The organism is Burkholderia sp. 8Y, from assembly GCF_902506145.1.
Classification (GTDB): domain Bacteria; phylum Pseudomonadota; class Gammaproteobacteria; order Burkholderiales; family Burkholderiaceae; genus Caballeronia.
In genome coordinates, this window is the sequence record NZ_LR733520.1 from 857,943 (window position 1) to 882,869 (window position 24,927).

Genomic DNA, 24,927 nt, shown 5'->3' on the forward strand with positions numbered 1-24,927 from the left:
CGACGGGCACACACCGAACCACACGAAGACTTCTCGCCGAACGATATGAAGCCGATCTGGATAGTAGACGACGACCAATCCATCCGTTGGGTGCTCGAAAAAGCCCTCGCACGAGAGAACTTCACGACGCGCAGTTTCTCGGGCGTGCGCGACGCGCTCGCCGCGCTCGAAACCGACAGCCCGCAAGTACTCGTCTCCGACATCCGCATGCCCGGCGGCTCGGGGCTCGAACTGCTGCAAACGGTGCGCGACACGCTGCCGGGTCTGCCTGTCATCATCATGACGGCGTTTTCCGATCTGGATAGCGCGGTCGCCGCGTTTCAGGGCGGCGCGTTCGAGTATCTCGCCAAGCCGTTCGATATCGACAAGGCGGTGGAGCTGATTCGCCGCGCCGTCGACGAAAGCATGCGCGGCGAGGCTGCGTACGACGAGCGCGTGACCGAAACCCCCGAGATGCTCGGACAGGCGCCCGCGATGCAGGACATGTTCCGCGCCATCGGCCGCCTGTCGCATTCGGCGGCGACCGTGCTCATCACGGGCGAATCGGGCACCGGAAAGGAGCTTGTCGCGCGCGCGTTGCACCGGCATAGCCCGCGTGCCAACGGGCCGTTCATCGCGCTCAATACCGCCGCGATCCCGAAAGATCTGCTGGAGTCCGAACTATTCGGTCACGAGCGCGGCGCGTTCACGGGCGCGCAGGCGATGCGCCAGGGCCGCTTCGAACAAGCCGAGAACGGAACGCTTTTTCTCGATGAAATCGGCGACATGCCGTTCGACTTGCAGACGCGGCTCTTGCGCGTGCTGTCGGACGGGCAGTTCTATCGCGTGGGCGGGCACAATCCGCTGCGCGCGAACGTGCGCGTGATCGCGGCGACGCATCAGAATCTGGATGCGCGCGTGCGGCAGGGGCTGTTTCGCGAGGACTTGTACCATCGCCTGAACGTGATTCGCCTGCGTCTGCCCGCCTTGCGTGAACGCAGCGAGGACATCCCGCTGCTCACGCGGCACTTTCTGCAAAAGAGCGCGCGCGATCTGGGTGTCGAGCCGAAGCGCGTCTCCGACAGTGCGCTCGCGTATCTCGCGTCGCTGCCGTTTCCCGGCAACGTGCGCCAGCTCGAAAACCTGTGCAACTGGCTTACCGTGATGGCCCCCGCGCAGGTCATCGAACAGAAGGACTTGCCGCCGGATCTCACGCCACGTCAGGACGCCACGCCGGAGAGCATCGCGGTGTCGACCGATGGCGCCGTCGCGCCAAACGGCTCGGCTGCATACGCGACGTCGCCGGCTTCACCGCCGCCTGCCGGCGTGCCGGTGAGCGTGTGGGAGAGCGGCTTGCGCACGGAAGTCGCGCGTCTGTTGCGCGAGAATTCCGCCGATGTCATGGATGAACTCGCGCGCCGCTTCGAAGCCGCGGTGATTCGCGAGGCGCTCGACTTCACGCGCGGGCGCAAGGTGGAAGCGGCCGAGCGCCTCGGCATCGGGCGCAATACGATCACGCGCAAGATTCAGGAACTGCATCTCGACGCGTGACGCCTTCATTGGCGTTGGGAGGGATCAGCAGCCGACCGTCGCGACGACTGGCGCGTGGTCGGACGGCTGATCCCACTTGCGCGGCACCTTGTCGATTTCGCATGACGTGCAGAGCGCCGACAACTCGGACGACAGCAGAATGTGGTCGATCCGCAGCCCCGCATTGCGGCGAAACGCCATCATCCGGTAATCCCACCACGAAAAGAGCTTCTCGGGCTGCTCGAACTTGCGGAAGGCGTCGGTCAGGCCCAGCCCGACGAGCTGCATGAAATGCGCGCGCTCTTCCGGCGAGACGAGATTCTGGCCTTCCCACGCCTTCGGATCGTGCACGTCGCGGTCTTCCGGCGCGATGTTGTAATCGCCCAGCAGCGCGAGCTTCGGATACTGCGTCATCTCTTCGCGAAGCCATTCGCGCAGCGCATCCAGCCAACGCATCTTGTAGGCGAACTTCTCGGAACCGGGCGCCTGTCCGTTCGGAAAATACGCCGACACCATCCGCACGCCGTTGACCGTCGCGGCGATCACGCGCTGCTGCAAGTCTTCGAAGCCGGGAATATTGCGGACCACGGTGGCGTCGTGGACTTCGATGCCGTCGCGCACCAGAATGCCGACGCCGTTATACGTCTTCTGTCCCGCGAACCAGCTTTTGTATCCGGCGGCTTCGAGTTCGGCGCGGGGAAATTTCTCGTCGGGCAGCTTCAGTTCCTGAAGACAGAGCACATCGACTTGCGAGAGTTGCAGCCAGTCGGTGACGTGCTGAAGACGGACCTTGAGGGAGTTGACGTTCCACGTTGCGATTTTCATGTGACGGCGAATGCCTGTGGTTTCTTGACGGTCGATCGAAGCCGGAATGATAACGCCATGGCGCGTGCGTACCTTAACGCGCGTGTTTACGGGCTTTTTATCTCCCCGCGCGAATTCTTTCCGCGCCCTTTACACCGGTTCTCGTACTCTCGCATGTGTCAAATGGACCTGCTTTACGTCGCTGGCATCGCCCTGTTCTGGAGGCTCTTGCGCGGCGCTGACTGCGGGTTGCGCGCGTTTGCGCCGCCGCTCGCCACCGAACATGACGAGCGCATGCAGGACATCCATGCGCGATCGCACGGTCGGCAACGCGCGGCGGCGCTAGATTCTCGTGCATGAAATCATCCTTCAATCGCCGACGCTTTCTTCTCGATGCCGGACTCGCCCTCGGCGCGTTCAATGTCTATGCGTTTCCGCGCGCAGCGTTCGCGGCGGTCCGTTCGAATGCCGATGCCGTCACCCCGTTCGCGTTCGGCGCGAAAGGCGACGGCCGCGCCGACGACTCCGCCGCCCTGAACGCCGCCTACGAACACGCGCGGCAGCAGCGCATTTCGGCGGTATCGCTGCGCGGCGCGACGTATCGCGTGACGCGCGGCATCTATGCGCGCGGCGTCTCGACGCACGGCGAAGGCGCCACGCTCATCGCAACGCTGGACGGCGCGCGCGGCGGCGCGGCGTTCGAATGGGGCGGCAGCGGCACCTTCGTGCGCGACGTGACCTTCGATCTGTCGAACACGAGCAAGACCGACATGCACGGCGTGCTCAATGCCGTCGATGACGCGCGCAATCAGCGTTTCGAGAACAACTGCATCGTCGGACGCACGATCGGCGCGACGCCCCGCCAGTCGAACATCTTCGGCGCGTGGTTCATGGGCACGGGCCTCACCGGGCTTATCGTATCGAACAATCAGTTCGAGTCGTGTTCGTACGGAGTCCAGATCAATAATCAGCGCGGCATGACAGGCGACGTGCGCCGCGCGCCGCTTGGACGCGCGTCGTCGCATATTCATATCGCGGGCAACGTGTGCATCGACGCGAGCATCGGCGTCAACACGCCGCATATCGCGTGCTCCAACGTGATCGTGCAGGGCAACACGATCACCGCGCGCAGCCTCGACATGGACTTGCCGCTGAATATCGCGCATGTGACGGATATCGCGGTCGTCGGCAACACGGTGGCCTCGAACGCATCAAGCGCGAACGGCACCTTGCACGTCGAAGACGCGACCGGCGCGATCACCATCGACGGCAACATCGTGACCGTGCTTGCGCGCAACAACGGCATTCAGGTCGGCACGCGCGCGAGCGTCAGCGGCGACGCGCCGCAAAAGCGCAAGGTGGTCATCAGCGCGAATCACATCGAGGGAAGCGGCGCGTCGTCAGGCAGCGCCGGCATTCTGATTCCCGATGCCGAAACCCTCGACACCGTCATCGCGAACAACGCGATCCACCGCTTCGCCGAGGGCATCACGGTCGTCTCGCGCTGTCTCGTGCAAGGCAACGTCATCGCGGCATGCGGCGTGCCGCTACGCGTTTCGCGCGACAGTCTGCAGGCAGGGAACCTGATCGGCTGACATCGCGGCTGAAGCGAGCGATTCGGCGGATGCGGACGCGTGCGGCGCCGCGAGCGCACGCGGGACGCGGGAGCCATGCCGCAGACGCGGCAGATACGCCAGCAAAATGACGTAGATGGTCGGCGCGCCCGCTATCGGCTGGGCGAAAAGCGCGGTAATCAGCAAGGGCGCGCAGGCGCCGATCTTCGACCAGTTCGCCTTCGTCCCCGGCCGCCACGCGGACAGCATGACCACCTGACACGCGAAGCCGAACAGCCCGATCATGCCGATCTGCGCGAGCAGCGAGATACCGTCGTTCTGCTCCTTGCCGCTGAAAAGACCGACGCCAAGCGGGCGCATCGCGAAGTTCGCGAGGCCGCGGTCGATGGAACGCGAGCGGTCGCTGATCGACTCGCCGTGCGTGCGCGCCTTGTCCTTGAGACCAATGTACGGCGTATAGAGCGCGATGGGCCACGCCATCAGCACGATCGCGCAGGTCACGAGCAGGCGCGGCATGAATAGCCGCCGCGAGCGGCCGGACAGCAGGAACACGAGGCCGAGCGACATGGCGAGCAACGCGACGCCGAGCGTCGAAAACGCGCAGAGAATGCCGCCGACCATGCACGCGAGCAGGAACTTCGAGCGGCGGGTGAGCGCCTCGTAGATCAGGCAGAAGCACGCGACCGCCTGATAGATGCCCGCTTCCCGAAAGAACGCGCAGTAGCGGTCGAATTTCACGGTGCCGGATGCGAAATCGCTGTAGAGCATCGAGAACGGAAAGTAGATCGCGCCCGTCGCGGCGCGCGGGTCTTGGGTGTAATCGGCATAGCCTTTCACGGGCAGACTGAAGAGATAGAGGCTGTCCTTGCTGCCGAGCCAGAAGGTCAGCAGTTCCGTGACGAGGCTCGACAAACCGAGCAGTGCGACAGCCGTGCAAAGCTGGCGAAAGAAGAGACGATTCGCGTTGACGTCGAGCAGAAACGCGCTGTACGACAAGCCGACCACGCCGGTCGTCACGAGTTCATACAGCGTCCATTCGAGCTGCGAGCGTCCGTTCACGATGGAAATGGGCGCGACGTAGATCCAGTACACCGCCATCAGTCCCAGCAGGCAGGCGGTTTCGGCGCGCAGGCGCGGCGTCGTGTAGCGGATCTGGCGATGCGTATGGAACAGATACAGGCAGGTCAATAGCGGCGCGATCAGCACGCCGATGGCTGTATAGCGTTCGCCGAGCGCGGACGGCCGCATCACGAACAGGTTCAGCACGAGTCCGAGGCTCATCAAGCGCCGGACCGAGAGAAGGTTGCGGAAGGAAAGCATCGTTAGGTCTCTGCATGGTTTGACAGTCGTTTTTCTTCTATGCGACGCGGGAAATGCAGCGGACGGATGCCATCTTCGATGCGCGGCGCGCGTCCGTGTCCGATGCGGCCGCCTCAAGGGTCGTGCAGGCCCGCGCGCACGCACACTCGGGCTGCGTGTCGCGAGACGCAAACGATTGATGTGTCGGAGTCCTTCGAGTGCCGGCTCATGCGGGTCATGAGCACGTGAGCGAGGCGCAACGAAGCGACGCCAGTCACGTTCATCTTTGCAGGCAGGTTGAATGAAAGGGTACGGCAGCGACCGGGTGACACGCGCGATGCAGCAGCGCGAGGCGGACTGAATGCGAGACGGCCTGAACCGTCCGCGAGATGACTACAGGTAAAGCCCCGATGCGCCGAGCAGGTAATGCACGGGAATCGTTCGGCCGTTCCAGTGGAACTCATAGCAGCGCGCGTCGCCGCGCAGTTGCGCGCGCAGCACGCTCAGCGCACCCGCTTCCGACGTCGCGGCGATGACCACCTTGCCTTGCACGCCGCTCGAAGCCGTCAGGCCGCGAGACGTCGTGTCGATGCCCACTTCGAAGATAGCGAGGTCGTAGTAGTTGCCGGCCGCGCGATCGCCGGCACGCGATGATGCATGGCGCCGCAAACCGCCTTCGGCCGCGAGCGCGAGCGCCAGCACTTGCGCGCTCGGCAGCGTCGCCGGCGGGTGAGTCTGCCCGATTCGGCCGGACCTGCGGCGAAGGACGAATCCGGTGACGCCAAAGAGCATTCGAGACAAGCTGCGCGTTTTTCGCCAGGCAAGATTTGCGGTTAGCACCATCGGTCTCCGTATCTTTTGCTCGAGTTGAAACCGATTGTAAGCGCACGCTCGTACGCCCGCCGCCAAAGGTGCCGACGCATCCGCCACCGTCACAAAGCAAACGTTTCTCTGCAATTCCTGATCATTTCGATAAGCATATCGGCGCCGCGTCCGCGCTTTTATGTCCCGCTACAATCGTCCGAACCGCTTACGTAAGAGGGCTGCACATGGATCTCATCATTCGCCGCGCGGCGCTCGTGCGTTCGACCTCGCTCGTCGATATCGGCATGGAAGGCGGCCGCATCGCCGCCATCGAGCCGCATCTGGATGCCCGCGCGCGCGAAGAAATCGACGCGAACGGTTCGCTCGTGACCGCGCCTTTCGTCGATGCCCACTTTCACATGGACGCAACGCTCTCGTACGGTCTGCCGCGCGTGAACGCGTCGGGCACGCTGCTCGAAGGCATCGCGCTATGGGGTGAACTGAAGCCCGAGCTGACGCAGGAAGCCATCGTCGAGCGCGCGCTGCAGTACTGCGACTGGGCCGTCGCGCGCGGGCTGCTGGCGATCCGCTCGCACGTCGATGTCTGCGATCCGCGGCTTCTCGCCGTCGAGGCGCTCGTCGAAGTGAAGCGCCGCGTGAAGCCGTATCTCGACCTGCAACTCGTCGCGTTTCCGCAGGACGGCGTGCTGCGCAGCCCGGGCGCGTTCGAGAATCTGAAGCGTGCGATTGCGCTCGGCGTCGATGTCGTCGGCGGCATTCCGCACTTCGAGCGCACGATGGCCGACGGCGCGGCGTCCATTACGCTGCTGTGCGAATACGCGGCGCAGCACGGTTTGCGCGTCGACATGCACTGCGACGAATCCGACGATCCCCTGTCGCGCCACATCGAAACGCTGGCGGCTGAAACGCATCGGCTAGGACTGCACGGACGCGTGACCGGCTCGCATCTCACGTCCATGCATTCGATGGACAACTACTACGTCAGCAAGCTGATTCCGCTGATGCGCGAGGCGGGGGTCGCGGCGATCGCGAATCCGCTCATCAATATCACGTTGCAGGGACGCTCGGACACGTACCCGAAGCGGCGCGGCATGACGCGCGTGCCCGAACTGATGGCGGCGGGCATCGACGTCGCTTTCGGCCATGACTGCGTGATGGACCCGTGGTACAGCTTAGGCTCGGGCGACATGCTCGAAGTCGCGCACATGGGCCTGCACGTCGCGCAGATGACCGGCGTCGACGCGATGCGGGCGTGCTTCGATGCGGTCACGCGCACGCCCGCGCGCATTCTCGGACTCGAAGACTACGGCGTTGAAGTGGGCTGCCATGCGGACTGCGTCGTGCTGGACGCACGCGACCCGATCGAAGCGATCCGTCTGCGCGCGGCGCGCACGGCGGTGATCCGAAGAGGGAAGGTGGTGAGCCGCAGCCCGGCCATGCGCGCGACGCTCGCGCTCGAAGGACGGCCTGCGGAAGTGGACTTCAGAATCCAACGCTGATGAAGAAAACCCCGGCCGGGCGGCCGGGGTTGTCGATCAGTGAACGGTCTGCGTGTGCTCGCTCATGCCGTTGTGACGCAGAAGCGCGTCGATGCTCGGCTCGCGTCCGCGGAACGCCTTGAACGAATCCATCGCGGGGCGGCTGCCGCCCACTTCGAGAATCTCGCGGCGATAGCGCGTGCCGGTCTCCGCATTCAGCACCGAGCCGTTCGCGGCCTTCGCGGCTTCCTCGAACGCGGCGTAGGCATCGGCGGACAGCACTTCGGCCCACTTGTAGCTGTAATAGCCCGCCGCGTAACCGCCCGCGAAGATGTGGCTGAACGTATTCGGCCAGCGCGAGAACGGCGCCTGCGGAATCACGTGGAACTTCTCGTTGATCTCGCGGGCAACGTCGTTCACGTTCTGCGTGCCGTTGGCCGGATCGTAGGACGTGTGCAGCACCATGTCGAACATCGAGAAGACGATCTGACGCAGCGTGCCCAACCCGCTTTGGAAGTTCTTGGCGGCTAGCATCTTGTCGAAGAGTTCGCGCGGCAGCGGCTGGCCGGTTTCGACGTGCGCGGACATGTCGGTGAGCACGTCCCACTCCCAGCAGAAGTTCTCCATGAATTGCGACGGCAGTTCGACCGCATCCCATTCGACGCCGTTGATGCCCGAGACGCCGAGTTCGTCGACGCGCGTCAGCATGTGATGCAGGCCGTGCCCGAATTCGTGGAACAGCGTGATGACTTCGTCATGCGTGAAGCAGGCGGGCTTGCCGCCGACGGGCGCGGAGAAATTGCACGTGAGGTACGCGACCGGCGTCTGCACGTCGCCCTGCGTGCGCTTGTGGCGGGCGCGGGCGTCGTCCATCCATGCGCCGCCGCGCTTGCCTTCGCGCGCGTAGAGATCCAGATAGAACTGCGCGACGAGCGAGCCGTCCTGGTTCTCGACGCGGAAGAAGCGCACGTCCGGATTCCACACGGCGGCTTCGTCGCGGCGAATCGAGACGTTGAACAACGTTTCGGTCACCTTGAAAAGACCCTTGAGCACCGCTTCCTGCGGGAAGTACTGCTTGACCTCGTTTTCGGAGAACGAATAGCGTTTCTGGCGCAGCTTCTCGGCTGCGTAAGCGACATCCCACGGCTGGAGCTCGGGCATGCCGAGCTCAGTGGCCGCGAACGCGCGCATTTCCATCCAGTCGTTTTCGGCGTAGGGACGCGCGCGCTTCGCCAAGTCTTCGAGAAACGCGATGACCTGCACGGGCGACTCCGCCATCTTCGGCGCGAGCGAGACTTCCGCGAAATTCTGATAGCCGAGCGTGCGCGCTTCTTCCTGACGCAGCTTCAGGTGCTCGACGATATTCTGCGTGTTGTCCCATTCGGCCTTGCCGTTGCCGTACGTTTCGCCGAGTTCCGACGCCCGCGTGACATACGCGCGATACATCGCCTCGCGCATCGGCCGATGCTGCGCGTATTGCAGCACCGGGAAATACGAAGGAAAGTGCAGCGTGAACTTCCAGCCGTCCTTGCCTTCCTTCTGAGCGGCTTCGCGAGCGGCTTCGATCACGTCGTCGGGCAGGCCGGCGAGATCGCTTGGCTGCGTGACGACGTATGAATAGGCGTTCGTGGAATCGAGCACGTGATCGGAAAACGCCTTCGAGAGGGCGGCCTGTTCTTCCTGCAATTGCGCGAAGCGCGGCTTGCGGTCTTCGGGCAATTCAGCGCCGGAAAGGCGGAAATCGCGCAGCGCGTTTTCCAGAATCTTCTTGCGCTCCGGGGAAAGTCCGGCGAACTCGTTGCCTGCGGCAATGGCCTTGTACTTTTCGTACAACGCGAGATTCTGGCCGACGCTCGCGGAGAATTCGGTGACGCGCGGCAGGTTTTCGGCATGGGCGGCGCGCAGTTCGGGCGTATCGGCGACGGCGTTCAGATGCCCGACGACGCCCCACGCGCGCGAGAGCTTTTCCGATTCACGCTCCACCGTTTCGACGACGTCCTGCCAGGTGGCAGGCGTGTTTGGCGCGCTCGCGCGATCGACGGCGCTCTTGGCCGCCGCCAGCAGCACGTCGAGCGCCGGGGTGACATGCTCGGGCTTGATATCGCCGAAGCGCGGCAAGTCGGAAAAATCGAGCAGCGGATTGGATGCTGCCGTCGTCGGCGTGGCTGCGGTGGTATCGCTCATGGCTCTCCCGGTTCGGTGTTCATTGAAACGCGGAACGGGACCGTCATGGCGGAGCCCGCGCCGCTCGTATCGAATGCTATTGGAGCATTATTGGGGCGGCGGGGCCAAAATCCAATGGATTGTTTCTAAGGGGACGATCGGGCGCGCCCCCGTCGGTTCACGCCCGTCGGCTCACGCCTGCGCCGCGCGCTCGGCGGCTTCCAGCGTGTTCACGAGCAGCATGGTGATGGTCATCGGGCCGACGCCGCCCGGCACCGGCGTGATGTAGCCCGCGACTTCCCTGACGCCCGCGAAGTCGACGTCGCCGCAGAGCTTGCCCGCTTCGTCGCGATTCATGCCCACGTCGATCACCGTCGCGCCCGGCTTCACCATGTCCGCCGTCAGAATGTTGCGGCGGCCGGTCGCCGCGACGACCACATCCGCGTCGCGCGTGTAGTGCGCGATATCGCGCGTCTTGCTGTGGCAGATCGTGACGGTTGCGCCGGCTTCGAGCAGCAAGAGCGCCATCGGCTTGCCGACGATATTCGAGCGCCCGATCACCACCGCATTCGCGCCCTTGAGGTCGATGTCGTGCGCCTCGAACATCTTCACCACGCCATACGGCGTACACGGGCGAAAGAGCGGCTTGCCCGTCATCAGCGCGCCCGCGTTCGCGACGTGAAAGCCGTCCACATCCTTCTCTGGCGAAATGGCTTCGATGACCTTGTGGCTGTCGACATGCGCGGGCAGCGGCAGTTGCACGAGAATGCCGTGGATGGACGGATCGGCGTTGAGCTTCTCGATATGCGCGAGCAATTCGTTCTCGGCGAGCGTCGCGGGGAAGCGGTCGAAGACCGAATGCAGCCCGTTGTCCTGACACGCCTTCACCTTGTTGCGCACATAGACTTCGCTCGCCGGATTGTCGCCGATGAGCACCACGGCCAGGCCCGGCTTGTGTCCGCGAGCGGTGAGCACGGCCGCGCGGGCGGCGACATCGGCGCGAAGGGTCTTGGAGAGGGCGTTACCGTCGATGAGTTGGGCAGTCATGGCGAATCGGGATGGACAATGGGCGGTGTGGCGAGGCGCGCGCGGGCGATGCGACTTGCTGCCGGGCGCGCCAGGGCGCTCGCGGCGCCGCTGAAGAAGGGCGAAATTATACCGCCGGGCGCTTTCGGGCGTCCGGCGGCGAACGGCGTCGCGGCGCTTGCCGCGCTCGCTGTTTCCCTACGGCGAGACGGGCTGCCAGGACGAATCGGGATCGAACGTCTTGATGGACGCCGCCACGCGCGCCGACGCCGCACCGAGGTTCTTCTGATAGAGCCGCCCGTCCTGATCGATCATGAACGACATCACGCCGGTTTCGCCGTACTTCGCGGGCCACGCGATCAGGCCGAAGCCATTCTGAAGCGCGCCGCGTTCCATGTAGTTCTTCGCGCCGCCTTGCGCGTGCGGCCCTTGCGCGGTGAGGATGCGGTAGTGATAGCCGTAGTAGCCGCCCGACGCAGTCGCCTTGTTCGGCATCGCCGCCGCGAGCAGGCCGAGCGGGCTGTCCGGCTCGCCGGGCGCGGAGTCCCAGTAGAGGCCGTCGTGCTTGCCGGGCGTGCTCACGAAGCGGTCCGCGTAGTGGTTCGACAGCTTCCGATAGTCGTTCTGCGCATCGACGTAAGCGAGCGCGACGCGCATCACCGAACGCTCGTTGCGGCCGATATGCCGCGTCAGCACTTCGTCGCGTGCGGCGGGCATGTCGAAGCGCCAGCCCTTGCCCGTCTCCACGAGGGGAATCGGCAGGATCCAGCCGCTGTCGCCGGTCTCGATGTGAGCGCGCTTCGGGCCGGTGGCCGTGTTCGTCTCCTCGACGATGCGGTGTCCCTTCGCCCACGAGCCGAGGTACTCGTAGACGTCTTCTACGCCGATGTTGTCGGTCGGAACGTAGCGCGCGTGGTCTCGGCCGAGCACTTTGGAGAGCGCGGCTTCGTCGCTCGATGCGATGGCGTCGGTGAGGGCTTGCGCGGCGGCTTCGGGCGTCGGATACACGGCCTGCGCGTGCGCGAGCGAGGCGGCGAGAACCAGCGATGCGCCGGCGAGCGCGGCGCGCAGGTCAGGGCGGGGCAATGCGGCGAATGTTTTGATAAAGGTCATCTGGGGCTCCTGAGTCATGGCATGGAAGTGGCGCGAAAGGGCTCAGCGGCGATGAAAACCGCCTCCGCCGCCATGAAAGCCGCCGCCCCCGCCGCCGCCCGCGCCGCCCTGGAATCCGCCGCTGCGCTGGACGCCGCCGCCTCCGCTGCCAAGGCCGCCGCCTTGGCGCTGCACGCCGCCGCCGGCATTCGGGTGCGCGCTCGCGAACGATTCGCGGCTCGCTTGCCCGCGCTGGATGTCCTGCCGCGCGGCGTTGCCGTCGCCCGCGCCGCGCAGCGCGTTGTCGCGGTTGACGCTCTGCGCGCGCTGATGCAGATCGTTGTTGCCGGCGCCGCGCGATTCGCCGCCTTGCCGGATGTTCTGCACGCGCTGATTCGCCGATTGATTCAGGTTCTGCCCCGTGCGCTGCTGCAACGTCTGCGCCGCCTGCGCGCGTGCCTGATCGCGTCCGCGGAACTGATCGCGATTCGCCGCGCCGAGATTCTGGTTCCCGAAGTTCTGCCGGTTGCCGATGTTGTTCCGGTTGAACTGCGGGTCGCTGCGGTTCCAGCGCACGTTGTTGCTGTTAGCGTTGATGCGGTTGTTGACGTTGATGTTGTTGTAGCGGTTCACGTTGACGTTGACGTCGTGGCGGCCCCAGTCGCAGTTGCCCCACAGCGCATTCGCGACCGCGACGCCGGTGCCGAACGCGAGCCCGGCCGCGAGACCCGACGCAATCGCATAGCCGGGCGGCGGCGGCACGTAGACCGGCGGATACGCCGGATAGGGCCACGCGCCGTACACCACGGTCGGGTTATAGGTCGGCACGTACACCACTTGCGGATTGGCCGGCACGATCTGAATGGTGCTTTGCTCGACCACCACCTTCTGCTGCTCGCTGCTCTTGAGATTGCCGGCGCTCTGGGCCGCGCGGCGCAACCGCTGCACGGAATCCATCACGTCGCCGGATTGCGCGATGAACGCGTTGCCGAGCTGCGTCACCCAGTCGGGCTTCGACGCCATCGTCGCCAATGCCTGCGGAAACGCGACGAGCGATTGCACGCTCGGGTCCCACGGCTCCGACTGCACGGCCTTCACTGCGTCGTCGCCCTTGATGTTCGGATTCGCCTTCGACCATTGCGCGGCGGCCTGAATGTCCTGCGGATACGTCGAGGCCATCAGCACTTGGGCGAGCAGCGCATCGGGATACAGCGCGATGGGCGCGACGAGCGCGTCGACCTGCTCGTTCGAGAGCTTCTGGCCGGCGGCTGCGGCGGACTGTGTCTGAGCGAAGGCGCTCGGCGCGTGGAACACGGCGAGCGGCGCGGCGGCGAGCGTCGCGGCGAGGGCGAGCGCGCGCACGGGACGCATGGGCTTCGCCAGCAAAGGACATGGCGTTTCGTTCAAGGCGGAGTCTCCTGGTTGAGGCACCCGGCGTCCGATCTCGCTGCCAAGACGCAGAAACTTCGGCGCGCTCACTGGCCAGCGCCAGGTCAACGGATCGGATGCGGGGAATCGAGGGGGCGTAGTGGAACCGCGGGAGAAGGCGGCGAGGGACGGAGACGTTCGCGTGCGGCCAGTGGCGAAACGTTTGCCTGAATGTGCAGCGGTGGCCTTGACGCGCATGATCGACTCCGGTGTTGGGGCACGATCAAACTACGGGCGGGCACTCTTTTGTGTCAACGCGAAACACGAAATTTGACGTTTCGGTTTCGCGGCGGTCAGCGGCCGAGTTGGCCAGCGGAGACGTCCAAAAGAGACGTGGCCGGCATTGGAGCCGGCCACGCGATAGAACACAGCAACGACGCGTTACTGCTGAGGCTTGTTGGACAGCGCGAGACGCAGCAGGTCGGCGACGGTATTCACCGAGAGCTTCTCCATGATGTTCGCGCGATGCGCTTCCACCGTCTTGATGCTGATGCCGAGGTCATCCGCGATCTGCTTGTTGAGCCGCCCCGCGATGATGCGCTCGAGCACCTGATGCTCGCGCGCCGTCAGCTTGCCGAGCCGCTCGGCGGCCGCGCGCTGCTGCTGGACGCTCGTGCTCTCGCTGCGCGCCTTTTCCAGCATGCGCTCGACCAGCTTACGCAGTTCCGCTTCGTCGAAGGGCTTCTCGATGAAGTCCATCGCGCCTTTCTTCATGGTCGAGACGGCCATCGGCACGTCGCCGTGACCCGTGACGAAGATGATCGGCAGCACGGAGTTGTCCGCGATCAGCTTTTCCTGCAATTCCAGGCCGGTCATGCCGGCCATGCGCACGTCGAGAATCAGGCATGCGATGGCGCCCGAATGCGCGATCGGCAGATAGACGTCGAGGAACGATTCCGCGCTGGAAAAGCACTGCACGCGATAGCCGTTCGCTTCGAGCAGCCAGCGCAAAGAATCACGCACGGCCTCGTCATCGTCGACGACAAAGACGGTTTCCTGAGTGGTGACTGGACTGCTCATAGTTCTCCCGTAACGGTATGTTGTCTCGTATTCGTATGTTCGTCGTGCGCGTCGGCGCCCGGTCCCGTCGAACCGTCCGCTTCGCCGATCGGCAAGCTGCAATGGAAGGTCGCTCCGGTCACGTGGCCATCCGCCTCGACGTTGTTCACCACCCACAGCCGCCCGCGATGCGATTCGATGATCGAGCGGCAAATGTTCAGCCCCATGCCCATGCCGTCGGATTTCGTGCTGTAGAAGGGCTCGAACAGACGCTCGGCGGTGGCTTCGTCGACGCCCGGACCCTGATCCACCACGCTGATGCACACGAACCCGCCATCGGTTCGCTGCACGACCACGCGAATCACGGGATCGACGGCGTTCGGCTTCGCATCATGCATGGCTTCCGCCGCGTTTTTCAACAGGTTGACCAACACTTGTTCGATCAAAACCGGATCGACGTAGATCACCGGCATGCGCGAGCGGATTTCGGTGACGATGCGGATCTTGCGTTTGCGCGCCTCGATTTCGGCGAGGCCGACCGCGTCCGCGACGATATCCGCCACGCGCGTCGCCTGGCGCTTGGGCTCGCTGCGCTTCACGAACTCGCGGATGCGCTTGATGATCATGCCCGCGCGCACGGCCTGCTGCGCGGTCTTTTCCAGGACGGGAAGCAGGGTTTCCTGCGTCATGCGGCCCGACTTCACGAGCGCGACGCAGCCCGAGCAATAGTTGTTGATCGCGGCGAGCGGCTGGTTCAGCTCGTGCGCGAGCGACGACGCCATCTCGCCCATGGTCATCAGGCGGCTCGTGAATTGCAGCTTTTCTTCCTGCTGATGGGCGAGTTCCTGCGCCTGCTTGCGCTGGGTGATGTCGGTGGCGATCTGCATTTGCGCGAGGTGGCCGTCCACCCACTGAATGTACTGGCGGCGCACTTCGAACCACTTCTGGATGCCTTCGACGTAGACTTCTTGCGCGTCCGCCGAGCTTTCGGTGAGCGCGGCGGCGGGCAGTCCCGCATAGGTGTCGATCATGTCGAGCGTGTCCGACGAGCTTTGCGCGTTGCCGTCGAAGGCCGCGCCCGCCAGTTGCAAATGCCCGTCCGGGCGAATGCCGAACAGATGCCGGTAATAGCGGTTCGCGAAGAGCAGTTCGGCTTCGTCGGCGGCGAGCACAGAGACGGCCGCGTCGAGGCTTTCGAGCACGGTCGTGAAGCGTTCGTGCGCGGCGGCGAGTTCCTCGCGGGCGCGCTTGGGCTCCGTGATATCCGTCATCGACGACATCCAGCCGGTCTGCCGGCCCGAGCTGTCGATCAGCGGCGACACGTACAGCCGCGCGTGAAAGAACGAGCCGTCCTTGCGGCGCACGCGCAATTCAAAGCCGGACGAGGGCGCCTTGCCGCGCAGCGTCATGTCGAGTTGGCGCTGCATTTCCGGATACGCGTCGCGCGGCCAGTACGGAAACGGCGCGTTCTTGCCGACGAGATCGCTTTCGTCCCAGCCCGTCATGCGGCAGAACGCCGGATTCACGTGCGTGATGCGGCCGTGCATGTCGAGCACGCGCATGCCGATCAGCACCGAGTTTTCCATCGCGCGACGAAAAAAGGCTTCCGCGTAGAGCGCCTGCTGCGCCTCGAACCGCTGGCGCGTGTGCTTCCAGAGACTCCAGAGGCTCCACAGCACGAAGCACGACAAACCCGCCACCAGCCACACGAGCGTGTTGTTCGTGAAATTCGTGAGCTGCGGATACGAATAGACGCGCACCGACAGCCCTTGGCCGGGCGGGTCGAGCGGAAGGTCGTAGAACATGTCGCGCGGCAGGCGCGGGCGGCTGGACGTGGTGGCGAGTTCCCGATTGTTCAGATCGGTGATCGAGATCTTGTACTTCGCGGACAGTTCGCTCGGAATGTCGCGCTTCAGGATGCCTTCGATCGAAAACACCGCCGCGATCGATCCGAGATATTCGCGGTCGCGGAACACCGGCGTTTGCAGCGTGATGTAACCGTTGCCGAGGTCATCGTAAAGAAGGGGGGAGTAGACCTGGCGGCGCGTGCTGCGCGCTTCGTCGAATGCGGCCTGCACGGCCTCGTCCATTTGCGTGTCGTTCGGCTTGGCGAGCCGCGAGCCGAGCACCGGCAACGGCGTGTTGGGCCAGCGCGGCTTGTGCTCGCTCGTATACCAGTTCATGTAGAGGATCTCGGGATGCCCCTGCATGATGTCGGCGGACGCGGTCTGGAAGTTCTGCGAGTCGCCGTGGCCGGCCGCGATGTCGCGCGCGAGGGCCTGGATTTGTTCTTGCGCACCCGTCATGGCGAGACGGATTTGCTGCTGCGCCCACGCGACATTGCGATACAGCGTGTCTTCCTGCTGCTGCTGCTCGCGCCGGTTCAGGCTCCAGAGAATCAGACTCATGACGACCAGAAATACGATGATCGAAATGAGCGGCGTGAGTAAATAGGAGTTCGACCACCACGGGCCGTGGTGCCAGCGGGAGGGCGACGAGTCAGTGGGTTTCTTCCCGACTCGCGCCGAGCGTTTGATCAGCCGGTCAGTCAACATGGAAGCGATTGTAACGCAGCGCCCGATTGTTAATTAGCGTAAAAAGACGGGAAAGACGGCTCATTTGCGGAAAAGGAGGAGAAACGTCTGAGCAAAAAAATCATATGGGACGGTGCATTGCAGCATTTTTTCACATCATGAGATCAACTCCCATGATTCGAAAAATACCTTGCTACTAGGTCTGGACCCTCTTTAGAATGCCGGCACGCGGCCAGTGCCCGAATCCGTGCGGGCGTGTGTTTTCGGCTGTTCTTAGAGCGTTCCTCACATCAGGAGACGAGCATGTCCGCTGTACCCGACGAAGTTCTCAAATATGTCGCCAATGCCAAGGACGACGATCCGCAGGAAACCGCCGAATGGCTCGAAGCAATGCATGGCGTGATTTCCGCGGTCGGTCCTGACCGCGCGCATTACCTGATCGAGAAACAGATCGAGTTCGCTCGCGTGCACGGCGAACATCTGCCGTTTTCGGCAAACACCCCGTACATCAATACGATTCCGGTCGCGTCGCAGTCGAAGATTCCGGGCGACCAGGACGTCGAACACCGCATCCGGTCGTACACGCGCTGGAACGCCATCGCCATGGTGCTGCGCGCGGGCAAGGACACGAACGTCGGCGGTCACATCGCATCGTTCGCGTCGGCCGCGACGCTCTATGACGTCGGCTTCAATCATTTCTGGCACGCGCCGTCGAAGGACCACGGCGGCGATCTCGTGTTCGTGCAGGGTCACTCGTCGCCGGGCGTCTACTCGCGCGCGTTCCTGCTCGGCCGCCTGACCGAAAAGCAACTGGATCACTTCCGTCAGGAAGTGGGCGGCGAGGGCATCTCGTCATATCCGCATCCGTGGCTGATGCCGGACTTCTGGCAGTTCCCGACCGTGTCGATGGGTCTCGGCCCGATCATGGCGATCTATCAGGCGCGCTTCATGAAGTACATGCAGGCGCGCGGCATCGCGAAGACCGAAGGCCGCAAGGTCTGGGCGTTCCTCGGCGACGGCGAAACGGACGAGCCGGAATCGCTCGGCGCGATCGGCATGGCCGGCCGCGAGCGTCTCGACAACCTCGTGTTCGTCATCAACTGCAACCTGCAGCGTCTGGACGGCCCGGTGCGCGGCAACGGCAAGATCATCCAGGAACTGGAAAGCGAATTCCGCGGCGCGGGCTGGAACGTCATCAAGGTCATCTGGGGCAGCCGCTGGGACGCGCTCTTCGCGCGCGACAAGACCGGCGCGCTGATGCGCCGCATGATGGAAGTCGTCGACGGCGAATACCAGACGTACAAGTCGGAGTCGGGCGCGTTCGTGCGCGAGCACTTCTTCAACACGCCGGAACTGAAGGCGCTCGTCGCCGACTGGTCCGATGAGGACATCTGGAACCTGAACCGCGGCGGTCACGATCCGCACAAGATCTACGCCGCGTTCGACGCCGCCACCCGGACGAAGGGCGCGCCGACCGTCATCCTCGCCAAGACCATCAAGGGCTATGGCATGGGCGAGCATGGTCAGGCGATGAACATCACGCACCAGCAGAAGAAGCTGCCGATCGAGACGCTGAAGAAATTCCGCGACCAGTTCCGCCTGCCGATCAGCGACGAGCAGATCGTCGACGTGCCTTATCTCACGTTCGAAGAAGGCTCGAAGGAACTCGAATACATGCGCCAGAAGCGCATGGACCTGGGCGGCTATTTGCCGGCGCGCCGCGAAAAGGCGGAATCGCTGCCGGTGCCGGCGCTGTCCGCATTCGAGCCGCTGCTCAAGGGCACGGGCGAAGGCCGCGAAATCTCCACGACGATGGCCTTCGTGCGCGTGCTCAACATCCTGCTGAAGGACAAGGCTATCGGCAAGCGCGTCGTGCCGATCGTGCCGGACGAATCGCGCACCTTCGGCATGGAAGGCCTCTTCCGCCAGATCGGCATCTGGAATCAGGACGGCCAGAAGTACATTCCGGAAGACTCCGACCAGCTCATGTTCTACAAGGAAACCGAGACGGGTCAGATCCTTCAGGAAGGCATCAACGAAGCCGGCGGCATGTGTGACTGGATCGCGGCCGCGACGTCGTATTCGACGCACGGCGAGATCATGATCCCGTTCTACATCTTCTATTCGATGTTCGGCTTCCAGCGCATCGGCGATCTGGCGTGGGCCGCGGGCGACATGCGTTCGCGCGGCTTCCTGCTGGGCGGCACGGCTGGCCGCACGACGCTCAACGGCGAAGGCCTTCAGCACGAAGACGGCCACTCGCTCATGTGGGCGGCGTCGATTCCGAACTGCGTGAGCTACGACCCGACGTTCGGTTACGAACTCGCGGTCATCATGCAGGACGGCCTGCGCCGCATGGTGCAGGAGCAGGAGGACGTGTACTACTACATCACCGTGATGAACGAGAACTACGAGCATCCGGCGATTCCGCAAGGCGATGCCGTTGCTGGCGACATCATCAAGGGCATGTACTCGTTCAAGAAGGCCGAGAGCGCGGGCCGTGCACACGTCCAACTGATGGGCGCGGGCACGATCTTCAATGAAGTCATCGCCGCCGCCGATCTGCTGAAGAACGACTGGGGCGTGTCCGCCGATCTCTGGAGCGTGCCGAGCTTCACGGAACTGGCTCGCGAAGGCCAGGACTGCGAGCGTTACAACCTGCTGCATCCGACCGAAGAGAGGCGCGTGCCGCACGTGACGAAGCTGCTCAAGGGCGCGCAGGGTCCGGTGATCGCATCGACGGATTACATCCGCGCGCTCGTCGACCAGATTCGCGGCTATGTGCCGAACAAGTTCGTGGTGCTCGGCACCGACGGCTACGGCCGCTCGGATACGCGCGAGGCGCTGCGCCACTTCTTCGAAGTCGACCGCTACTGGGTCACGCTGGCGGCGCTCAACGCGCTCGCCGACGAAGGCACGATCGAGCGTAACGTCGTCGCTGAGGCGATCAAGAAGTACAACCTCGACCCGGCCAAACCCAACCCGATGACCGTCTAAAGGCATCGCCCCCGAGCGTTGTGACGCAGCCTCTTTCCGAAGCGGAAAGAGGCCGCGTGCAACCCAGGAGACACTAATAATGAGTCAAGCGATCGAAGTCAAAGTGCCGGACATCGGCGATTTCAAGGACATTCCCGTGATCGAAGTGCTGGTCAAGCCGGGCGATGTCGTTGAGCAGGAACAATCCCTCGTCACGCTGGAATCCGACAAGGCCACGATGGACGTGCCAAGTTCGTCAGCGGGCACGGTGAAGGAAGTCAAGGTCAAGGTGGGCGACAACGTCTCGGAAGGCACGCTCATCGTCGTGCTGGAAGGCGGCGGCGCGGCAGGGCCTTCTGCGCCCGCCAAGCAAGAAGCGCCCGCGCAAACGCAGACGCAGTCGCAGCCTGCGCAGGCATCGGGCGGCGGCTCGGTCGACGTGAAGGTGCCGGATATCGGCGACTTCACGGACATTCCGATCATCGAGATCGCCGTGAAGGTCGGGGATAAAGTCGAGAAGGAGCAGTCGCTCGTCACGCTCGAATCCGACAAGGCGACGATGGACGTGCCGAGCCCCGCCGCGGGCACGGTCAAGGAACTGAAGGTGAAGATCGGCGATACGGTGTCCGAAGGATCGCTGATTCTCGTGCTGGAAGGCGGCGAAGGTGGCGCAGGCGCGGCGCCGGCGTCAGCGGCGCCGAAGCAGGGAGCCGCGAAGCCGGTCGAAGCGCCGTCCGACGTGCCGGCGACGCCCGCGCCCGCGAAAGAAGCGCCGTCCGCGCTCGCGCAAGCGCCGGTGATGCCGGCCCGCGACGGCAACCGCACGTCGAGCCACGCATCGCCTTCGGTACGCAAGTTCGCACGCGAGCTGGGCGTGGATGTGACGCGCGTGAGCGGCACGGGTCCGAAGGGACGCATCACGCAGCAGGACGTCACCGCGTTCGTGAAGGGCGTGATGACGGGGCAGGGCAAGGCGGCCGCCGCAGCAGCGCCGGCAGGCGGTGGCGGCGGCGAGCTGGGCCTTCTGCCGTGGCCGAAGATCGATTTCACGAAGTTCGGTCCGGTCGATCCAAAGCCGCTGTCGCGCATCAAGAAAATTTCGGGCGCGAACCTGCATCGCAACTGGGTCATGATTCCGCACGTCACGAACAACGACGAAGCGGACATCACCGAGCTGGAGGAGCTGCGCGTCAAGCTCAACAAGGAGCACGAGAAAGCGGGCGTGAAGTTCACGATGCTCGCGTTCGTCATCAAGGCCGTGGTCGCGGCGCTGAAGAAGTTCCCGACCTTCAACGCGAGCCTCGACGGCGACACGCTCGTCTTCAAGAAGTACTACAACGTTGGCTTCGCAGCCGATACGCCGAACGGCCTCGTCGTTCCCGTGATCCGCGATGCGGACAAGAAGGGCCTCGTCGATATCGCGAAGGAGATGGCCGAGCTGTCGAAGCTCGCCCGCGAAGGCAAGCTGAAGCCGGACCAGATGCAAGGCGGCTGCTTCTCGATCTCGTCGCTGGGCGGCATCGGCGGCACGCACTTCACGCCGATCATCAACGCGCCGGAAGTCGCGATCCTCGGGTTGTCGCGCGGCCAGCAGAAGCCGGTGTGGGACGGCAAGCAGTTCGTGCCGCGCCTCACGCTGCCGCTCTCGCTGTCGTACGACCATCGCGTGATCGACGGTGCGGAAGCTGCGCGCTTCAACGCTTATCTGTCGGCGATTCTGGCGGATTTCCGTCGCGTCATTCTTTGATCGTGGCGCGCGTTCGGGCTTGCCGGTCCGAACGCGCTGTCCAGCCGACGGCGGAACTGCGCGCGCCGTGATGCGCGTGCGGTTCCATCCGCTCTTCTCTTAGGGGACACCATGAGTCTCGTCGAACTAAAAGTACCCGACATCGGCGACTTCTCCGATGTCGATGTCATCGAAGTCAATATCCAGCCCGGCGACGTCATTGAAAAGGAACAGGGCGTCATCACGCTCGAAACCGACAAGGCCACGATGGAAGTGCCCGCCGACGTGGCCGGCACCATCAAGGAAGTGAAGGTCAAGCAGGGCGACAAGGTTTCGCAGGGCTCGGTCATCGCGATGGTCGAGACGCAAGGCGCGGCGGCCGGGTCCGGCGCGCCCGCTGGCAGCGCGCCGAAGGAAGCGTCGACCGCGCAACCCGCTGCATCGGCGCCCGCTGCGTCGGGCGGCGGCACGCAGGACGTGAAGGTGCCGGATATCGGCGACTTCAAGGACATTCCGATTATCGAAATCCACGTGAAGGCGGGCGATACGGTCGAGAAGGAACAGTCGCTCGTCACGCTGGAATCCGACAAGGCCACGATGGACGTGCCTTCGCCCGCGGCCGGCACCGTGAAGGAACTGAAGGTGAAGGTCGGCGACAACGTCTCCGAAGGCACGCTGATCCTCACGCTCGAAGGACAGGGCGGCGGCACTACCTATGTCCCGACGAAGCCGACCGCCGCCGCGCCGCAACCGGCCGAGAAAGCGACCGCCGCACCCGCGCCGCAAGCGGGCAGCTTTTCCGGCTCGGCCGATGTCGAATGCGAGATGCTCGTGCTCGGCGCGGGTCCCGGGGGTTATTCTGCGGCGTTCCGTTCCGCCGACCTCGGCATGAAGACCGTGCTCGTCGAACGTTACTCGACGCTCGGCGGCGTGTGTCTGAATGTGGGCTGCATTCCGTCCAAGGCGCTTCTGCACACGGCGCTCGTCATGGATGAAACGCACGAACTCGCCGAACACGGCATCAGCTTCGGCAAGCCGACCATCGACCTCGACAAGCTGCGCGGTTTCAAGGAAGGCGTCGTCAAGAAGCTGACCGGCGGCCTCGCGGGCATGGCGAAGGCGCGCAAGGTGCAGGTGGTGACGGGCGTCGGCACGTTCGTCGATCCGCATCACATGGAAGTGCAGGGCGCGGACGGCAAGAAGGTCGTCAAGTTCAAGAAGGCGATTATCGCGGCGGGCTCGCAGTCGGTGATGCTGCCGTTCTTCCCGAATGACCCGCGCGTCGTCGATTCGACCGGCGCGCTCGAACTGCGTCAGCTGCCCAAGCGCATGCTGGTGGTGGGCGGCGGCATCATCGGTCTGGAAATGGCGACGGTTTATTCGACGCTCGGCGCAGAGATCGATGTCGTCGAAATGCTCGACGGCCTCATGATGGGCGCGGACCGCGATCTCGTGAAGGTCTGGGAGAAGTTCAACGCCAAGCGTTTCGCCAACGTCATGCTGAAGACGAAGACCACGAAGGCCGAGGCGAAAGACGACGGCATCTACGTGACTTTCGAAGGCGAGAAGGCACCGGCGGAGCCGCAACGCTACGACCTCGTGCTGTTGTCGGTCGGCCGCACGCCGAACGGCGGCAAGATCGGCGCGGACAAGGCGGGCGTGGCGGTAACGGAGCGCGGCTTCATCAACGTCGACAAGCAGATGCGCACGAATGTGCCGCACATCTTCGCGATCGGCGATCTCGTCGGCCAGCCGATGCTCGCGCACAAGGCCGTGCATGAAGGCCACGTCGCGGCGGAAGCGGCGCACGGCGAGAAGGCGTACTTCGACGCGATGCAGATTCCGTCGGTGGCCTATACCGATCCGGAAGTGGCGTGGGCCGGCAAGACCGAGGATCAGTGCAAGGCCGAAGGCATCAAGTATGGCCGTGCAGTGTTCCCGTGGGCCGCGTCGGGCCGCGCGATCGCCAATGGCCGCGACGAGGGCTTCACCAAGCTGATCTTCGACGAAGAGACGCATCGTGTGATCGGCGGCGGCATTGTCGGATTGAACGCGGGCGATCTCATCAGCGAAGTGTGTCTCGCGATCGAGATGGGCGCGGACGCGACCGACATCGGCCGCACGATTCACCCGCACCCGACGCTTGGCGAGTCGATCGGCATGGCAGCCGAGCTGTACGAAGGCGTCTGTACGGATCTGCCGCCGCAGCGCAAGAAGTAAGGCAGTCCGCCGTCAGAAGTGAGAAAGGCGCGTTTCCCTTGGCGGGGAACGCGCCTTTTTACATGGCGTGGCCTTTTGGCGCGGCCAAAGAAAAACCCGGCCGGAGCCGTAATGCCGTTCAGTTAAGGTCTCTTTTGAGGACTCGAACGGTGTAGCGAAACGGTCGCGATTTGACGGCTCGAGCGCAACTGCGCCCGGGCCGTTTTTTATTGGGAAGCTGTTTGAGCCGCTCACGCAGGCGCTTGAGCAGCGCGGGGAGTTTGCCGTACGAGCGCGTCACGGCTGCCCATGTCATTTCGTACTGAATGGTGTGGAATGCGCGGATGAAGCTCAGGCGCTGCCACCAGCCTGCACGGCAGCCTCGATCCATTCGTACGGCAGATGCTGGCCCAGCCGTCCCCATTCGAGCGGCGGCTGTGATTCGACCAGAAGGCGCAGATCATCAACCAGCATGGCGATGCTAGTTAACACCGCCGCGCCCGGTTTACAACTACTTTGCGCCGAAAAGAAAAATGCCGTTCAGTCGCTTAACTGAACGGCATTACGGCCGGAGCCGGGTTTTCGCACAACGGTACAGCTTAAGACAGTCGATTCAGACTTAGGCAACCGTCGGACGCTTCGCGACGCGGGCAGCTTGTTCCGTCGCTTGCGTGGCAGCCTTCGTCGCGGCCGTGGCGGCTGCGTTGAAGTTGCTTTCGGCGATTTCGACAGCTTGCTTCGTTGCCTTGTGAACCGTCTCGTACGTCGTGTTGGCGGCGGTGATGGCCGACTTCATCACGGCGACGGCCGTTTCCGAACCAGCGGGCGCGTTCTTCGCGACGTTGTCGACGAGTGCCTGCACCTTGCGGTTCTGCTCTTCGTATTGCGCTTCAGCGACACGGGCGAACTCGGCTTGCGTGGCCGATGCGATTTCATACAGGTGACGGCCGTACGACAGCACCTTTTCCGCGACCGGCTGCGTCAGGCTGGCCTGCAGCGCGAGCAGTTCTTGCGCGTCCTTCACGGACAGCGCGCGCTGGGCGTTTTCCTGGCCTTCGGCGAGCGTCGACTTGACGACTTGCAGATTCAGTTCAACGAGCTTTTCCACGCCTTCGAACGCCTTGTTCGTCAGGCCGAAGAGGGCGTCGAAATTGGCTTTCTGTGCAGCGGCGATTTGTTCGGGGGTCAACAGGGTCATCTCAGGCTCCTGATAGCCGACCCATCATGGCGGGTCGTGGCTTGGTTATGCAGCGAAATGCTGCTAGCTGGTGCTACTTCTATTGGTGCGTCGCAAC

Annotated in this window: 17 protein-coding genes and 1 pseudogene; 7 read left to right on the top strand and 11 right to left on the bottom strand. The window is 64.1% G+C overall.

The genetic code is table 11. The annotated features are described in order from the left end of the window. The first annotated feature begins 45 nt into the window (after positions 1 to 45). Positions 46 to 1,530, top strand: coding sequence for a nitrogen regulation protein NR(I) (gene ntrC / locus GV035_RS14540; protein ID WP_159835758.1), 1,485 nt, complete (start codon positions 46 to 48; stop codon positions 1,528 to 1,530). A gap of 24 nt (positions 1,531 to 1,554) precedes the next feature. Here ntrC and xth read toward each other — a convergent pair whose 3' ends face one another. Then, on the bottom strand, positions 1,555 to 2,334 hold the full coding sequence (xth, locus tag GV035_RS14545) for an exodeoxyribonuclease III (protein WP_159835759.1): 780 nt from the start codon (positions 2,332 to 2,334) through the stop codon (positions 1,555 to 1,557). A 335-nt stretch (positions 2,335 to 2,669) separates the two neighbouring features. Between xth and GV035_RS14550 the strand changes: the two genes are divergently transcribed. Continuing rightward, the gene (locus tag GV035_RS14550; protein ID WP_159835760.1) at positions 2,670 to 3,908 is read left to right on the top strand and encodes a hypothetical protein; all 1,239 of its coding nucleotides are present in this window, start codon (positions 2,670 to 2,672) and stop codon (positions 3,906 to 3,908) included. Here GV035_RS14550 and GV035_RS14555 read toward each other — a convergent pair. Together GV035_RS14555 and GV035_RS14560 are read right to left on the bottom strand one after the other, a co-directional pair. Further along, positions 3,861 to 5,168, bottom strand: coding sequence for a hypothetical protein (locus tag GV035_RS14555; protein WP_159835761.1), 1,308 nt, complete (start codon positions 5,166 to 5,168; stop codon positions 3,861 to 3,863). The two genes, GV035_RS14550 and GV035_RS14555, sit on opposite strands and share 48 nt — an antisense overlap. Before the next feature lie 411 nt (positions 5,169 to 5,579). Continuing rightward, positions 5,580 to 5,978 carry a hypothetical protein gene (locus GV035_RS14560; RefSeq protein ID WP_236572609.1) on the bottom strand — a complete coding sequence of 133 codons (399 nt, stop codon included), beginning with the start codon at positions 5,976 to 5,978 and terminating at the stop codon, positions 5,580 to 5,582. 257 nt (positions 5,979 to 6,235) lie between these two features. Between GV035_RS14560 and GV035_RS14565 the strand changes: the two genes are divergently transcribed. Beyond that, positions 6,236 to 7,510, top strand: a complete 1,275-nt coding sequence (locus GV035_RS14565) for an amidohydrolase family protein (RefSeq protein WP_159835763.1) — start codon at positions 6,236 to 6,238, stop codon at positions 7,508 to 7,510. A gap of 36 nt (positions 7,511 to 7,546) precedes the next feature. On the opposite strand, the gene GV035_RS14570 is transcribed toward GV035_RS14565, so the two are convergent. From GV035_RS14570 to fixL, 6 genes are all read right to left on the bottom strand, one after another. Beyond that, positions 7,547 to 9,673, bottom strand: coding sequence for a M3 family metallopeptidase (locus tag GV035_RS14570; protein WP_159835764.1), 2,127 nt, complete (start codon positions 9,671 to 9,673; stop codon positions 7,547 to 7,549). 171 nt (positions 9,674 to 9,844) lie between these two features. Further along, complete coding sequence (gene folD, locus GV035_RS14575) at positions 9,845 to 10,699, bottom strand: bifunctional methylenetetrahydrofolate dehydrogenase/methenyltetrahydrofolate cyclohydrolase FolD (protein ID WP_159835765.1); 855 nt, start codon at positions 10,697 to 10,699, stop codon at positions 9,845 to 9,847. A gap of 177 nt (positions 10,700 to 10,876) precedes the next feature. After that, a complete protein-coding gene (locus tag GV035_RS14580) occupies positions 10,877 to 11,791 on the bottom strand; it encodes a DUF2950 domain-containing protein (protein WP_236572610.1) in 915 nt (304 codons plus the stop codon). Positions 11,792 to 11,833: 42 nt separating this feature from the next. Continuing rightward, the gene (locus GV035_RS14585) at positions 11,834 to 13,141 is read right to left on the bottom strand and encodes a DUF3300 domain-containing protein (RefSeq protein ID WP_159837922.1); all 1,308 of its coding nucleotides are present in this window, start codon (positions 13,139 to 13,141) and stop codon (positions 11,834 to 11,836) included. Positions 13,142 to 13,579: 438 nt separating this feature from the next. Then, on the bottom strand, positions 13,580 to 14,218 hold the full coding sequence (gene fixJ / locus GV035_RS14590) for an oxygen response regulator transcription factor FixJ (RefSeq protein ID WP_159835767.1): 639 nt from the start codon (positions 14,216 to 14,218) through the stop codon (positions 13,580 to 13,582). Further along, positions 14,215 to 16,752, bottom strand: a complete 2,538-nt coding sequence (gene fixL / locus GV035_RS14595; protein WP_159835768.1) for an oxygen sensor histidine kinase FixL — start codon at positions 16,750 to 16,752, stop codon at positions 14,215 to 14,217. The genes fixJ and fixL overlap by 4 nt, the downstream gene beginning before the upstream one ends. Before the next feature lie 282 nt (positions 16,753 to 17,034). On the opposite strand from fixL, the gene aceE reads away from it, so the two are divergent. The 4 genes and pseudogenes from aceE (at position 17,035) to lpdA (ending at position 23,653) form a co-directional block, all read left to right on the top strand. Next, entirely contained in the window at positions 17,035 to 19,728 is a 2,694-nt protein-coding gene (gene aceE / locus GV035_RS14600) for a pyruvate dehydrogenase (acetyl-transferring), homodimeric type (protein WP_159835769.1), read from the top strand. 79 nt (positions 19,729 to 19,807) lie between these two features. After that, the gene (aceF, locus tag GV035_RS14605; RefSeq protein ID WP_159835770.1) at positions 19,808 to 21,454 is read left to right on the top strand and encodes a dihydrolipoyllysine-residue acetyltransferase; all 1,647 of its coding nucleotides are present in this window, start codon (positions 19,808 to 19,810) and stop codon (positions 21,452 to 21,454) included. Between the two features lie 111 nt (positions 21,455 to 21,565). Further along, positions 21,566 to 21,778: pseudogene (locus GV035_RS29845) on the top strand (biotin/lipoyl-containing protein); the annotation flags it as partial. A 132-nt stretch (positions 21,779 to 21,910) separates the two neighbouring features. After that, complete coding sequence (gene lpdA, locus GV035_RS14610; protein WP_328699809.1) at positions 21,911 to 23,653, top strand: dihydrolipoyl dehydrogenase; 1,743 nt, start codon at positions 21,911 to 21,913, stop codon at positions 23,651 to 23,653. A gap of 330 nt (positions 23,654 to 23,983) precedes the next feature. Here the strand turns inward: lpdA and GV035_RS29745 are convergent, their stop codons facing one another. Together GV035_RS29745 and GV035_RS14620 are read right to left on the bottom strand one after the other, a co-directional pair. Continuing rightward, positions 23,984 to 24,106, bottom strand: coding sequence for a hypothetical protein (locus tag GV035_RS29745; RefSeq protein ID WP_268892262.1), 123 nt, complete (start codon positions 24,104 to 24,106; stop codon positions 23,984 to 23,986). A gap of 145 nt (positions 24,107 to 24,251) precedes the next feature. Next, positions 24,252 to 24,830 (bottom strand): phasin family protein, encoded by a 579-nt coding sequence (locus tag GV035_RS14620; protein ID WP_159835772.1) that lies wholly within the window; start codon positions 24,828 to 24,830, stop codon positions 24,252 to 24,254. Positions 24,831 to 24,927 lie beyond the last annotated feature (97 nt).

What these genes read in the sequence shown, in the direction of transcription:
- fixJ (WP_159835767.1), bottom strand. Translation starts at nt 14,218, where the DNA reads ATGAGCAGTCCAGTCACCACTCAGGAAACCGTCTTTGTCGTCGACGAT.
- GV035_RS14580 (WP_236572610.1), bottom strand. Translation starts at nt 11,791, where the DNA reads ATGACCTTTATCAAAACATTCGCCGCATTGCCCCGCCCTGACCTGCGC.
- GV035_RS14555 (WP_159835761.1), bottom strand. Translation starts at nt 5,168, where the DNA reads ATGAGCCTCGGACTCGTGCTGAACCTGTTCGTGATGCGGCCGTCCGCG.
- GV035_RS29745 (WP_268892262.1), bottom strand. Translation starts at nt 24,106, where the DNA reads ATGCTGGTTGATGATCTGCGCCTTCTGGTCGAATCACAGCCGCCGCTC.
- GV035_RS14560 (WP_236572609.1), bottom strand. Translation starts at nt 5,978, where the DNA reads ATGCTCTTTGGCGTCACCGGATTCGTCCTTCGCCGCAGGTCCGGCCGA.
- GV035_RS14585 (WP_159837922.1), bottom strand. Translation starts at nt 13,141, where the DNA reads ATGCGTCCCGTGCGCGCGCTCGCCCTCGCCGCGACGCTCGCCGCCGCG.
- fixL (WP_159835768.1), bottom strand. Translation starts at nt 16,752, where the DNA reads ATGTTGACTGACCGGCTGATCAAACGCTCGGCGCGAGTCGGGAAGAAA.
- xth (WP_159835759.1), bottom strand. Translation starts at nt 2,334, where the DNA reads ATGAAAATCGCAACGTGGAACGTCAACTCCCTCAAGGTCCGTCTTCAG.
- aceE (WP_159835769.1), top strand. Translation starts at nt 17,035, where the DNA reads ATGTCCGCTGTACCCGACGAAGTTCTCAAATATGTCGCCAATGCCAAG.
- GV035_RS14550 (WP_159835760.1), top strand. Translation starts at nt 2,670, where the DNA reads ATGAAATCATCCTTCAATCGCCGACGCTTTCTTCTCGATGCCGGACTC.
- GV035_RS14565 (WP_159835763.1), top strand. Translation starts at nt 6,236, where the DNA reads ATGGATCTCATCATTCGCCGCGCGGCGCTCGTGCGTTCGACCTCGCTC.
- aceF (WP_159835770.1), top strand. Translation starts at nt 19,808, where the DNA reads ATGAGTCAAGCGATCGAAGTCAAAGTGCCGGACATCGGCGATTTCAAG.
- folD (WP_159835765.1), bottom strand. Translation starts at nt 10,699, where the DNA reads ATGACTGCCCAACTCATCGACGGTAACGCCCTCTCCAAGACCCTTCGC.
- GV035_RS14620 (WP_159835772.1), bottom strand. Translation starts at nt 24,830, where the DNA reads ATGACCCTGTTGACCCCCGAACAAATCGCCGCTGCACAGAAAGCCAAT.
- ntrC (WP_159835758.1), top strand. Translation starts at nt 46, where the DNA reads ATGAAGCCGATCTGGATAGTAGACGACGACCAATCCATCCGTTGGGTG.
- GV035_RS14570 (WP_159835764.1), bottom strand. Translation starts at nt 9,673, where the DNA reads ATGAGCGATACCACCGCAGCCACGCCGACGACGGCAGCATCCAATCCG.